This is a genomic window from Micromonospora sp. ATA51, assembly GCF_016802855.1.
GTDB lineage: Bacteria > Actinomycetota > Actinomycetes > Mycobacteriales > Micromonosporaceae > Micromonospora > Micromonospora sicca.
On sequence record NZ_JAEVHJ010000187.1, the window covers coordinates 1 to 13,120 of the forward strand.

Sequence of the window (13,120 nt, forward strand, 5' to 3'; positions counted from 1 at the left end):
ACGCCGCCCGGTGAGGCCACGGGTGCCGCAGCGGACCGCTCGACCGCCCGTCGCGGTCGCGCGAACCCGCCGAGGCGGAGCGCGGCGCCGGTGGCGACCGACGCGGACACCGGGACGGCTTCCGGCCGGAGCATCCCGAGCCAACGCGAGGCGCCATCGCGGACGTCCCGTCCACCAGGGATCCGGCAGCGGACGTGCCGCCGCCGAGCGAGGCGAGCGGAGTCGACCAGCCGGGGAACGGCCCGACGAGCCCGCCGACCACCGGCCCGAAGACCAGGCCCAGCCGCCGCGGCCGCTGATCCGCCACGCCCCGACACCAGGACCGGTGACTCGGCCAGCCCGGGCCGGGTTTATGCCGTACCGCCGGACAGGGTGGCGTGGCGCGGACCCGGCGGGTCAGTCGACCGGCCAGGTGTGCACGGGCTCGTTGCCGCGCTGGAGTTCGGCGTAGCGCTGGAGCATGTGGTGCAGCGCGGCGTCGCGGTCCATGCCCCGGTGCCGTTCGGCCGCCCAGACGGTCTCGGTCTGCCAGACCGCCCCGTTGCGGCCGGTACGGCAGCGCTGCTCGATGACGCCGAGCAGCCGGTCCCGCTCGGCCGGGGCGACGCCGAACCGGTCCAGCCCCTGGGCGGCCTTCGGCAGCAGGACGTCGAGCACCAGCTTGGTCACCGGGACGTCGCCCAGCCGGGGCCAGTGCAGCACGGCGTCCATGCCGCGGCGGGCGGCGGCGTGGAAGTTCTCCTCCGCGGAGCTGAAGGTGAGCTGGCTCCAGATCGGCCGGTCCGCCTCGGCCAGCCCCCGGGCCAGCCCGAAGTAGAAGCCGGCGTTGGCCAGCATGTCCACCACGGTCGGGCCGGCCGGCAGCACCCGGTTCTCCACCCGGAGGTGCGGGCGGCCGTTCATGATGTCGTAGACCGGCCGGTTCCAGCGGTAGACGGTGCCGTTGTGCAGCCGCAGCTCGCTCAGCTCGGGCACCCCGCCGGCGTGCAGCACCTCGACCGGGTCCTCGTCCTCGCAGATCGGCAGCAGCGGCGGGAAGTACCGGACGTTCTCCTCGAAGAGGTCGAAGATCGAGGTGATCCAGCGCTCGCCGAACCACACCCGGGGGCGTACGCCCTGCGCCTTGAGCTCGTCCGGGCGAGTGTCGGTGGCCTGCTCGAACAGGGCGATCCGGGTCTCCGCCCAGAGCTGCCGGCCGTAAAGGAACGGCGAGTTGGCGCCGATCGCGACCTGGACGCCGGCGATGGCCTGGGAGGCGTTCCAGTAGTCGGCGAAGCTGTCCGGCGCGACCTGGAGGTGGAACTGGAGGCTGGTGCAGGCGGCCTCGGGGGCGATCGAGTCGGTGTGCGTCTGGAGCCGCTCGACCCCCCGGATGTCCAGCTCGATGTCCTCGCCCCGGGCGCCGACGATCTGGTCGTTGAGCACCCGGTAGCGCTCGTTGGTGGAGAGGTTGTCGGCCACCAGGTGGCGTTCGGTGAGGGTCGGCAGGATGCCCACGAGGACGATCTTGGCGTCCGACTTCGCCGCGCGTTCGTCGGCGCGGCTGAGGCTGCTGCGCAGGTCCTGCTCGTAGTCGGCGAAGCCGACGCCCTCGATGAGCCGGGGTGGGGCGTTCAGCTCCAGGTTGAACTGCCCCAACTCGGTCTGGAAGAGCGGGTCGGCGATGTCGGCGAGGATCTGGTCGTTGCGCATGGCCGGCTCGGCGGCCGAGTCGACCAGGTTGAGTTCGATCTCCAGCCCGGTCATCGGGCGGTCGGCGTCGAACCCGAAGTCGTCCAGCATCAGCGCGAAGACGTCCAGGCACCGCCGGACCTTCTGCCGGTAGCGGACCCGGTGCTCCCGGGAGAAGGCGCCCTGCTCGACGTCCCTGCCCATGTGTCCTCCCGGCGCGAGGCGCAACGGAACCGTACCGTCCCGGAGCGCAGTGTGAACCACCCACGTTAAGAGCGTCCCGTTGTCGGAACCAGGGGTCCGGCCCGACGGTGCGCTCCCGGCGGCATCTCTACCCAGCCGGCGCCCGGGTCACCGGTGGCCGATGCCGAATGAGCCGTGACAATTCGCACCCGAGGGCGTACGCGAACGGGCCCGCGCCGTCGGTGGACAGCGCGGGCCCGTCGGATCGTACGGGGGGGATCAGGCCTGGCGGACGGCCTCGCCCTCGATCTCGATCTTGATCTTCTTGCCGACCAGCACGCCACCGGTCTCCAGGGCGACGTTCCAGGTCAGGCCGAACTCCTCGCGGTCGATCTCCGCGCTGGCGGAGAACCCGAAGATGTCCTGGCCGAACGGGCTGCGGCCGACGCCCTCGAACTCGACCTCCAGGTCGACCGGGCGGGTGACACCCTTGATGGTCAGCTCACCGGAGAGGACGAACTCGTTGCCCGAGCGGGACTTCACGCCGGTGCTGCGGTACTCCAGCGTCGGGAAGACCTCCGCGTCCAGGAACTCCGGGCTGCGCAGGTGCGCGTCACGGTCGGCCATTGCGGTGTGGATGCTGGCCGCCTGGATGGTGGCGGTGACGGAGGACTCCATCGGGTCCTCCGCGACGGTGATCGTGGCGGTCGCGTCGGCGAACTCGCCGCGCACCTTGCTCACCATCATGTGCCGCGCGACGAACCCGACCCGCTTGTGAGCCGCGTCCAGCAGGTACGTGCCGGCAGCCGGGATGGTCAGACCGCCCCAATCGCGGGTAACCGCTTCGGTGCTGCTGGTCATGGTGCTGTCCTCCAGGGGAGATTGTTTAGTTGCCCAACGACTGACTGAGCAACTATAAGCACAGCAATATTCCGTGTGTCAAGTACTGCTAGGATGGTCAAGTGGACGAGAACGTGTTCGACGACCCCCGGATCACCGCCGTCGGCCTCTTCTACGAGGTGTACGCCGGACTGACGGCCCGGTTCGCCGCCCAGTTCGACGAACACGGCCTCTCCTCGGTCGAGTTCGAGGTGCTGACCAGACTCGCGCGCTCGCCCGGCAACCGGCTGCGGATGACCGATCTCGCCGCGCAGACCTCCCTCTCCACCAGTGGGGTGACCCGGGTGGTCGACCGGATGGAACGCGACGGCCTGCTCTGCCGCCGGGCCTGCCCCTCTGACCGGCGCAGCTCGTACGCGGTGGTCACCGGCGCCGGCCTGGCCCGGCTGGACGAGATCCTGCCCGGGCACCTGCGGATCATCGAGGAGTGGTTCACCGGCCAGCTCCAACCGGCCGAGCTGGCGGCGCTCCTCCACGGCCTGCGCCGGGTCCGGGACGCGGTCCACCCGGGCGCGACCGCGGGCAGCACCGACCCCGCGCCGACCGAGGAAGCGGCGAAGGCGGGCCGCTGACCCCGGAATCCGTCGCCCCAGCCGCCCACCGGCAGAAAGACCGGCAGAACCGATCTACCGCCGGTCTATAGGGTTTGAAAAACCCCCAAATCACCCATCCGCAGCGGATAGTCTTGGTCAGCGGGGAGCACCGGGGGGTGCCGGCGCGAGCGATGAGCGAGGGGCATACCAGGGGGCTTTTTCGCTCGCGCCACCCCCGCGCCCCCTTCCCCGCGGACACCGCCGCGGGGCGAGTCCGCGGACGGACGACCGCATGATCAGTCGGGTGCACCCCGTCGGGCGCCGGACGTACGACGCGCCACCAACGCGTACAGCAGCGCCTCCTCCTGCGGCAGCAGACTGACCCCGCCCGCCCGGCGGGCCTCGTCGAGCCGCCTCAGCATCGTCACGTCGGCCGTGCTCGCCGCGAGCCCGACCAGCGCCTCCACCACGTCCCGCCGGTCCTGGCCGTCGACGCCCGCCTCGGCCGCGGCGGCGAACCACTCGGCCGCCAACTCCCGGTCGCCCTGGTACAGGGCGAGGTTGCCCTCGATCAGCGCGCAGACCGCGTCCTCCGGCCGACCGGCGGCGGAGGCGCCCGCGCCCCGCGACGGGCGGCGCTGCACGGGCACCGGGGAATCGGCCGCGCCCGACCGCAGCTCGGCCACCACCTCCAGCGCCTCGGCGGCCCGGCCGTCCTGGGCGAGCGCCAGCCCCACCGTGCCCAGCACCCGGCGGCGGTGCCCCGGGTCGCCCAGGTCGGCCAGCGCCGTCGCCACCCGCCGTCCCTGCTCCACCGCGTCGGCGTACCGGCCCTCCAGGCGGATCACCTCGGCCAGGTTGGCGCGGGCGAGCACCCGCAGCCGCCGCTCCCCGCACTGGGCGGCCAGCCGGTCCACCGCGGCCAGTCGGCGCCGCGCCCCGACCAGGTCGCCGACCCGGATGTCGTGCCAGGTCAGATTGTTCTGCGCGACCGCCATGTCCCGCACCCGCCCGTGCCGGGTGGCCAGCTCCAGCACCGCCTCGGCGTGCTCCCTGGCCTCGTCGTGCCCGCCGGTGGCGTGCAGCAGCGCGCAGAGCACCGACCGGGCCGCGAGTTCCCCGGACACCTCACCGGCGTCGCGGAAGACGGCCAACGCGGCGCGCGCCGCCGGCAGCTCCTCCGCCCCCGCGCCGTGCTCGGCGGCCAGCTGGGCCACCCCGACCAGCGCCCAGGCCCGCAGCACCGGATCGGCGTCGGCGGTACGCGGATCGGCCAGCAACCGGCGCAGCCAGCGCCGCCCGGAGACGTCCCGCCCCCGGAACCGCCACCACCGGGGCAGCGCGGCCGCCAGCCGCAGCGCGGTGACCGGATCGTCGCCGGCGGCGTGCGCCAGGGCGGCGCTGATGTCGCTGGTCGCCTCGTCGAGCAGGTGCACGGCGGCGTTCAGGTCCGCGCCCACCAGGTCCGGGGCGGCCCGGACCACCAGCTCGGTGACGACCCGGGCGTGCCGGCGCCGGATCAGGGCCAGCTCCCCCTCGCGGCCGGCCTGTTCGGTGGCGAAGTCGCGGACCGCGTCGAGCAGACGGAACCGGAACGGACCGGTGCCCCGGACGCTGAGCAGCCCGAGTTCGAGCAGCCGGTCCAGCAGCGGAACCGCGTCCGCCCGGTCGCCGCCGTCGGCCAGCAACTCCTCGGCCAGCTCCACCGACCAGCGGTTGCCGAACGCGGAGAGCCGGCGCAGCGCCGCCCGCTCGCCGGGCGCCAGCAGCCGGTAGCTGGTCGCCACCGCCTCGCGGAGGGTCACCGCGCCCTCCGCCGGGTCCCGGCCGGGCCGGCCCTGCGACGTGGCCAGGTCGAGGACGCGGTCGCCGTACCGGTCGAGCAGCTCGGTCACGTCGAGGATCCGGCCGCGGGCGGCCATCAGCTCGATCGCCAGCGGCAGCCCGCCCAGCCGGCGGACCAGCGCGGCGACCGCCGGCAGCTCGGCGGGGGTGGGCGGCTCGCGGCGTACCAGGGCGAGGCGGGCGGTGAAGAGCGCGGTGGCCGGCCAGCGGTCCAGGTCCGACCGCTCCGCCGGCACCGTCCCGGCCCGTGGTACGTCCAGCGGAGCCACCGGCCGGACCAGTTCCCCGGGCAGGCCGACCGGGTGCCGACCGGTCACCAGCACCCGCAGGGCCGGAGCCGCGGCGAGCAGCCGACGCACCGCCTCGGCCACCGGATCGGGTGCCCGTTCCGCCGCGTCCAGCAGCAACAACGCGGGTCGCCCGCTGATCCGCGCGGCGAGGTCGGCCAACCGGTTCACGCCGAAGACCCCGACCGAGGCGGCCAGCACGTCCGCCGTGTCGGAGCCCTCACCGACCAGCACCCCGGCGACGCCGGCGGCGTGGTCGGCGGCGACCGCGTGGGCCACGGTCAGGGCCAGCGCGGTCTTGCCGACGCCGGCCAGCCCGACCAGGCTCACCACCGGATGGTCGGCGCTCAGCAGGGCGGCGACCTCGGCGACGTCGCGGTCCCGGCCGATCAGCGGGACCGGCCGCGGGAGGGCGATCGGCGTACCGGAGGGGGCGGCGCCGGGGCCGGTGACCGGCAGGTGCCGGCGGCCGGGGGCAGCCCGGCGGCGGACGACGGCCGGGCCGCGGCGAGGAAGGTCGTCCGGGCGGCGTGGGTCAGGTGCAGGGCGTCGGCGAGCAGCTCGACGGTGGTGCGCTGGGGGCGCACGGACCGGCCCCGCTCCAGATCGCGGACGGTCCGCACCCCGACGCCCGCCCGGGCGGCCAGCTCCGTCTGGGTGAGGCCGGCGGCGAGCCGGTGCCCGCGCAGCAGATCGGACAACACGGTACGGCCGTCCGGGCTCCGCGAACGATCATGATCCGGAGTCATGGGCACGAAGAGTACGGACCCGGTGCGACGGGCGGCAGGCCATCGTCGGCCAGCCGACGATCCGTCGCGGATATCCGACAGCGGTGCGACCCGTCCGGACCTCGACCGGCCCGGACGGGTCTGATCACCTCACATGCCGAGGTCGCGGGCGATGACCATGCGCTGCACCTCGCTGGTGCCCTCGCCGATCTCGAGGATCTTCGAGTCGCGCCAGAACCGGGCCACCGGGTACTCGTTCATGAAGCCGTAGCCGCCGTGGATCTGGGTGGCGTCGCGGGCGTTGTCCACCGCGACGGTGCTGGCGTGCAGCTTGGCGATGGCGGCGTGCCGCTTGAACGGCTCGCCGGCCAGCATCCTGGCGGCGGCGTCGTAGTAGGCCAGCCGGGCCGTGTGCGCCTTCAGCTCCATGTCGGCGATCTTGAACTGGATCGCCTGGTAGTTGCCGATCGGCTGGCCGAAGGCGTGCCGCTCCTTGGCGTACTTGATCGACTCGTCGACGCAGCCCTGAGCGAGGCCCACGGCCAGGGCGGCGATGGCGATCCGCCCCTCGTCGAGGATCCGCAGGAACTGGGCGAAGCCCCGGCCGCGCTGGCCGAGCAGGTTCGCCGCCGGGACCCGGCAGTCGTCGAAGGTCAGCTCGTGGGTGTCCGAGGCGTTCCAGCCGACCTTGGAGTACGCCGGCGCGACCGTGAAGCCGGGCGTACCCGACGGCACGATGATGGTGGAGAGCTCCTTCGAGCCGTCCGGCTTGGTGCCGGTGACCGCGGTGACGGTGACCAGCGAGGTGATGTCGGTGCCCGAGTTGGTGATGAACGCCTTCGAGCCGTTGATCACCCACTCGTCCGTCGTCTCGTCCAGCACCGCGCGGGTCTGGGTGCCGCCGGCGTCCGAGCCGAAGCCCGGCTCGGTCAGCCCGAAGCCCGCCAGGGCCTCGCCGCTGAGCAGCTTCGGCAGCCACCGCGCCTTCTGCTCGTCCGTGCCGAACCGGTAGATCGGCATCGCGCCGAGGGAGATCGCCGCCTCCAGGGTGATCGCCACGCTGGAGTCGACCCGGGCCAGCTCCTCCAGCGCCAGGCAGAGCGCGAAGTAGTCACCGCCCATGCCGCCGTGCTCCTCGCCGAAGGGCAGGCCGAACAGGCCCATCTTGCCCATCTGCCGGACGATCTCGTACGGGAAGGTGTGCTGCTCGTAGTGCTCCGCGATGGTGGGGGCGACCACCTCGCGGGCGAACTCCCGCACGCTCTCCCGCAGCGCCTCTTGTTCCTCGCTGAGCCGGAAGTCCATCGGTTCCTCCTGTCAAGGACGGCTCCGCCGGTCGCTCGTGACGCCGGGCGGGTCCTGGGTCTGGTGGCGGTGGGTGCGCTGCGGTCTCGTCGCTGTCGCGGGTGGCTCGCGGTCGGCGGGTCGCGGTGGCGGCCCGGTCAGACCGGGGTGACGCCGTGCCGGCGCCGGGAGAAGTGCCGTTCCTTGGTGCGGGCGGCGGTGAACCGGCGGACCAGTTCGGCGCGCAGCTCGTGCGGCTCGACGATCGCGTCGACCACCAGCTCGCTGGCGAGCCGGACCACGTCGATGTCCCGCTCGTACTCCTCGCGCTTCGCGGTGACGAACGCGGCCCGCTCGGCCTCGTCCTCGATCGCGGCGATCTTGTTGGCGTAGACCGCGTTGACCGCGGCCTCCGCGCCCATCACCGCGATCTTCGCGGTGGGCAGGGCGATCGTGGCGTCCGGCTCGAAACCGGGGCCGGCCATCGCGTACAGGCCCGCGCCGTACGCCTTGCGGACCACCACGCAGATCTTGGGTACGGTCGCCTCGGAGATCGCGGTGATCATCTTGGCGCCGTGCCGGATGATGCCCTGCTTCTCCACCGCGCTGCCGACCATGAACCCGGGCACGTCGCTGAGGAAGAGCAGCGGCACGTTGAACGCGTCGCAGAGCTGCACGAACCGGGTCGCCTTGTCCGCCGAGTCGACGAAGAGCACCCCGCCCTTGAACATCGAGTTGTTGCCGACCACGCCGACGACCTCGCCGTTCAGCCGGCCGAAGCCGATGGTCAGCTCCTTGGCCCAGAGCGCCTGGATCTCGAAGAACGAGCCGTCGTCGAGCAGGCCCTTGACGTACCGGCGCATGTCGAAGGCCTGCCGCTCGCTGGCCGGGACCAGCGCGGCCAGGTCGACCTTGTCGGAGGCGGGGACGGCCTCGGCGGCCGGCGGCTGCTGCGTCCAGTTCGCCGGCAGGTACGACAGGTAGCGCTTCACCACGTCGAGCGCCTCGGCCTCGGTCTTGCAGAGGAAGTGCCCGACGCCGGACTCGGCGCAGTGCACCGTCGCCCCGCCCATCGCTTCGAGGGTGGTCTTCTCGCCGGTGACCATCTCGACCATCCGGTCGGAGCCGAGGTACATGCTGGCGTTGCCGTCCACCATGGCCACCACGTCGCAGAACGCCGGAATGTACGCCCCGCCGGCCGCGCTCGGCCCGAACAGCGCGCAGACCTGCGGGATGGAGCCGGAGGCGCGGACCTGGTTCCAGAAGATCTTGCCGGCGCCGCGCCGGCCGGGGAAGAGGTCGACCTGGTCGGTGATCCGGGCGCCGGCCGAGTCGACCAGGTAGACCATCGGCACGCTGGTCGCGTACGCCCGCTCGATGATCCGGATGATCTTCTCGACGGTACGCGCGCCCCAGCTGCCGGCCTTGACCGTGGAGTCGTTCGCCATCAGGCAGACCTGCCGGCCGTCGATGGTGGCGGTGCCGGTGACCACGCCGTCGGCCGGCAGCCCCTCGGCCATGGCGTTGGCGTAGAGCCCGTCCTCGACGAAGGAGCCCTCGTCGACCAGCAGGGCGACCCGCTCGCGGGCGAAGAGTTTGCCCTTGGCGGCGTTCGCCGCGTGGTACTTGTCCGCACCGCCGGCCCGGGCGCGCTTGCGCAGCTGCTCCAGTGCCTCACCGTCGAGCGTCACGCCGACTCCCTCGCCACCTGGGGCCGGCCACCTCGTGAGCGGGCCGACCGACCTGAACGATCGTTAGGTTAGCGCATCGGCGCGACGCTCGGCGACCCGCGGCGCCCTAGGCGGGCAGCGGGGTGAGGCGGGTGCGGGGACCGGCGCGGAGGACGCCGGAGGGGAGCTTCTTGCCGAGCAGCTCCTCGGCCAGCTCGGCGGCCTCGATCAGGACGTCCAGGTCGATCCCGGTGTCGACGCCCATGTCGTGCAGCATGTGCACGGCCTCCTCGGTGGCCAGGTTGCCGCTCGCCCCCGGGGCGTACGGGCAGCCGCCCAGGCCGCCGACGCTGGCGTCGAACTCGGTGATCCCCAGCTCCATCGCGGTCAGCAGGTTGGCCAGCGCGGTACCCCGGGTGTTGTGGAAGTGCAGCAGCACCGGGATATGGGCGTTGCGGTCGCGTACCGCGGTGATCAGCTCGCGGACCCGGCGCGGCGTGCCCATGCCGGTGGTGTCGCCGAACGCCACCCGGTCCGCGCCGTCGCGGGCCACCCGGTCGACGATGCCGGCGACCCGCTGCGGGTCGACGTCCCCCTCGTACGGGCAGCCGAAGCTGGTCGCCACGATCACCTCGGCCCGGGCGCCCGAACCGTGCAGCAGGTCGATCAGTTCGGCGATGTCGTCGAGGGACTCCTCGGTCGACCGGTTGACGTTGCGCCGGTTGTGCGTGTCGCTGGCCGAGACCACCACCTCGATCTCGGTGAAGCCGGCGGCCAGGGCGCGCTGCGCGCCGCGGGTGTTCGGCACCAGCGCCGAGTAGCGCACGCCGTCGGCCTTCGCGGCCCGCTGCCACACCTCGTCGGCGTCCGCCATCTGCGGGATCGCCTTCGGATGCACGAAGGAGACCGCCTCGATCCGCTTGACGCCGGTGCCGGAGAGCGCGTCGAGCAGCCGCACCTTCGCGCCGGTGGGGATCGGGTCCTCGTTCTGCAGCCCGTCGCGCGGTCCGACCTCACGGATGGAGACGAAGTCCGGCAGTTCCGCCATAAGGGGTCACCTCACTGTGACGCGTCGCTGTTCTGGGGTCCCCCCAGCCTCCCACTCCCACCCCGCCGGCCGCACCCGACGCGGTCAGCGCATCCGGCCCACGATGCCGGTGTCGTAGTCGCCGGAGAGGAACTCCTCGTTCTCCAGGAGTTCGGCGAAGAAGGGCAGGTTGCACTTCGGGCCGGCGATCTCGAACTGCGCCACCGCGGCCTTGGCGCGCTCGACGGCCTCGGTCCGGTCCTTGCCGCTGACGATCAGCTTGGCCATCAGGCTGTCGTAGAACGGGGTGACCGTGTTGCCGGCGACGTAACCCGAGTCGACCCGGACGCCGGAACCCGTCGGCTCGTTCCAGGTGGCGATCGCGCCCGGCCCCGGCAGGAAGCGCTTCGGGTCCTCGGCGTTGATCCGCAGCTCGATGGCGTGGCCGCGCGGCGCGAGCGCGTCCGGGTCGAAGGTCGGGGCCAGGCCGGCGGCCACCCGCAGCTGCTCCTCCACCAGGTCCACCCCGTAGACCAGCTCGGTCACCGGGTGCTCCACCTGGAGCCGGGTGTTCATCTCCAGGAAGAAGAACTCGTTCGTCGCGGGATCCAGGAGGCACTCCACCGTGCCGGCGTTCCGGTAGCCGACCGCCTCGCCGGCCCGTACCGCCGCGGCCAGGAAGCGCTCGCGCAGCTCGGGCGAGACCGCCGGGGACGGCGACTCCTCGACCAGCTTCTGGTTGCGCCGCTGCACCGAGCACTCCCGCTCGCCGAGGGCCACCACCCGGCCGTCGGCCAGGCCGAGGATCTGCACCTCGACGTGGCGCACCCGGGGGAAGTACCGCTCGATCAGCACCGAGCCGTCGCCGAACATCCGCTCGGCGAACGAGCGCACCTTGTCGTACTCGGTGCGCAGCGCGGCCTCGTCGATCGCCGCGCCCATGCCCATGCCGCCGCCACCGGCCGCGGCCTTGACCATCACCGGGTAGCCGATCTCCGCGGCGGCGACGACCGCCGCCGCCAGGTCGGCCGCCGGGTCGGTGGTGCCGGGGGCGATCGGCACCCCGGCCGCCGCCATCAGGTTCCGGGCGTTGATCTTGTCGCCCATCGCGGTGATCGCGTCCGCGCCGGGTCCCACCCAGATCAAGCCGCTGGCCTCGACGGTACGGGCGAAGTCGGCGTTCTCCGACAGGAAGCCGTACCCGGGGTGGATCGCCTGCGCGCCGGTGGACTTGGCGGCGGCGAGAATCGCCTCCACGTTCCGGTAGCTCTGCGCCGGGTTCGCCGGGCCGACACAGACCGCCTCGTCGGCCTCGGTCACGAACGGCAGGCCGGCGTCGGCCTCCGAGTGCACCACGATCGCGCGGATCCCGAGCCGCCTGGCGGTGCGGATGATCCGGCGGGCGATCTCGCCCCGGTTCGCGACCAGCAGTGACTCGATCATGTTTCCTCCCGGCGTCCAGGGGTGGGGACGGCTGTCAGGTAACCACGAGCCGCCGGTTACTCACGAGTCGCCTGGCACCCGTGACCCGGTCGGTGACCGGGTGGACGGGGGTCAAACGGGGGTCAGGCGGGGGTGGTCGGGGCGAGGAGCGCGGCGAGGGTCGCGGCGCGGAGCAGTTCGGCGCGGCGCCGGCGGTCGACCTCGCCCCCGAGAAACGGGGTCGAGTTCATCAGGCCGAAGGCCGCGTGGGCCAGCACCCGCGCCTCACCGTCGGGCAGGCCCGGGTGCAGCGCGGTCAGCACGGTCACCCACTCCTCGACGTAGAGGCGCTGGAGCCGGCGGATCCGGCGGCGCGGCTCGTCGGGGAGCCGATCCAGCTCGTGCAGGTGCAGGGCGATCACCGCCGGGTTGGCCAGCGCGAATTCGACGTGGAAGTCGATCAGCGACTCCAGCGTGCCGCGCGGGTCGTCCGGGTGGTTCGCGGCCCGCTCCCGACCACCGGCGAGCAGCCCCTCGCTGACCGGGATCAGCGCGGCGGCCAGCATCGCCTCCTTGCCGGCGAAGTGGTGGTACAGCGCCGGACCGGTCACCCCGGCGGCGGCGCCGATGTCGTCCATCGACACGCCGTGGTAGCCCCGGGCGGCGAAGAGGCCGACCGCGATCTCCAGGATCTCGTCCCGCCGGGACCGGCGTCGACCCGCGCCCGTCGCGCCGTTCGCCGCACCCCGCGCCTGCTGTTCCACCGCCACCGGGCAAGCCTAGACCGCGACCGCGACGAGGTGGAGGCTCGGTTACCCGTCGGTTGCCTCACGCTCCCCGCCCGGTCGCGTTGGCGCTTGACCCTCGACCGGGTGCAGGCCGCAGGGTCCGTCGACATGACCGCTACCCCGCTCGGCCGCGACTACCGGCTGCTCTGGTCCGCCGCCGTCTCCTCCCGGTTCGGCGATGCCCTGCGTACGCCGGCACTGGCCCTGCTGGCCGCGATGCTGACCCGCGATCCCCGCGCGATCGCCGCGGTGACCGTGGCGGGGCAGCTTCCGCCGCTGCTGTTCGGCCTGCTCGGCGGGGTGTACGCGGACCGCTGGGACCGCCGCCGCGCGATGGCGTCGGTGGACGGGCTGCGGGCCGTCGTGGTGGCCGCCCTGGCCGTGCTGGTCGCCACGGACCGGGCCGGCGTGCTCGTGCTCGCGGCGACCGCGGCGCTGCTGGCGACCCTGGGCACGCTCTTCGACGCCGCCTCCTTCGCGGTGCTGCCGGCGCTGGTGCCGGCGGCCGCGCTGCCCACCGCCAACGGCCGCCTCCAGGCCGGTACGGCGCTCGCCGGCGGCTTCCTCGGCGCCCCGCTGGCCGGCCTCCTCTTCACCCTGGCGGCCCCCCTTCCATTCACCCTCGACGCCCTCACCTTCGCCGCCGCCGCCCTCCTCGCCCTCTCCCTCCGCCCCACCCCCACCCCGCGATCTTGCAGTTGTCGTCCGGACGAACTCGGCGAAAAGGGGCGATTCGGGGGCCACAACTGCAAGATCGGGGCGACGAGGGGGTGTGGGCGGGG

Annotated in this window: 9 protein-coding genes and 1 pseudogene; 2 read left to right on the forward strand and 8 right to left on the reverse strand. The window is 73.2% G+C overall.

What is annotated here, in order from left to right:
- Positions 1 to 396 precede the first annotated feature (396 nt).
- Positions 397 to 1,875: a glutamate--cysteine ligase gene (locus tag JNW87_RS24640; protein ID WP_238454473.1), complete on the reverse strand. Its 1,479-nt coding sequence runs from the start codon at positions 1,873 to 1,875 to the stop codon at positions 397 to 399.
- A 258-nt stretch (positions 1,876 to 2,133) separates the two neighbouring features.
- Positions 2,134 to 2,715: a YceI family protein gene (locus tag JNW87_RS24645; protein WP_109806009.1), complete on the reverse strand. Its 582-nt coding sequence runs from the start codon at positions 2,713 to 2,715 to the stop codon at positions 2,134 to 2,136.
- A 101-nt stretch (positions 2,716 to 2,816) separates the two neighbouring features.
- On the opposite strand from JNW87_RS24645, the gene JNW87_RS24650 reads away from it, so the two are divergent.
- Positions 2,817 to 3,326 carry a MarR family winged helix-turn-helix transcriptional regulator gene (locus JNW87_RS24650; RefSeq protein WP_109806010.1) on the forward strand — a complete coding sequence of 170 codons (510 nt, stop codon included), beginning with the start codon at positions 2,817 to 2,819 and terminating at the stop codon, positions 3,324 to 3,326.
- Positions 3,327 to 3,583: 257 nt separating this feature from the next.
- Here the strand turns inward: JNW87_RS24650 and JNW87_RS24655 are convergent.
- From JNW87_RS24655 to JNW87_RS24680, 6 genes and pseudogenes are all read right to left on the reverse strand, one after another.
- Positions 3,584 to 6,168, reverse strand: a pseudogene (locus tag JNW87_RS24655) (helix-turn-helix domain-containing protein).
- Positions 6,169 to 6,297: 129 nt separating this feature from the next.
- Positions 6,298 to 7,452, reverse strand: a complete 1,155-nt coding sequence (locus JNW87_RS24660; protein ID WP_109806012.1) for an acyl-CoA dehydrogenase family protein — start codon at positions 7,450 to 7,452, stop codon at positions 6,298 to 6,300.
- A gap of 137 nt (positions 7,453 to 7,589) precedes the next feature.
- Positions 7,590 to 9,122 (reverse strand): acyl-CoA carboxylase subunit beta, encoded by a 1,533-nt coding sequence (locus JNW87_RS24665; protein WP_238454474.1) that lies wholly within the window; start codon positions 9,120 to 9,122, stop codon positions 7,590 to 7,592.
- A gap of 106 nt (positions 9,123 to 9,228) precedes the next feature.
- Entirely contained in the window at positions 9,229 to 10,149 is a 921-nt protein-coding gene (locus JNW87_RS24670) for a hydroxymethylglutaryl-CoA lyase (protein ID WP_109806014.1), read from the reverse strand.
- A gap of 84 nt (positions 10,150 to 10,233) precedes the next feature.
- Complete coding sequence (locus JNW87_RS24675) at positions 10,234 to 11,571, reverse strand: acetyl/propionyl/methylcrotonyl-CoA carboxylase subunit alpha (RefSeq protein ID WP_109806015.1); 1,338 nt, start codon at positions 11,569 to 11,571, stop codon at positions 10,234 to 10,236.
- A gap of 122 nt (positions 11,572 to 11,693) precedes the next feature.
- A complete protein-coding gene (locus JNW87_RS24680; protein ID WP_238454475.1) occupies positions 11,694 to 12,320 on the reverse strand; it encodes a TetR/AcrR family transcriptional regulator in 627 nt (208 codons plus the stop codon).
- A gap of 126 nt (positions 12,321 to 12,446) precedes the next feature.
- On the opposite strand from JNW87_RS24680, the gene JNW87_RS24685 reads away from it, so the two are divergent.
- The coding region (locus tag JNW87_RS24685) for an MFS transporter (protein ID WP_238454476.1) at positions 12,447 to 13,120 on the forward strand (674 nt) is incomplete at its 3' end.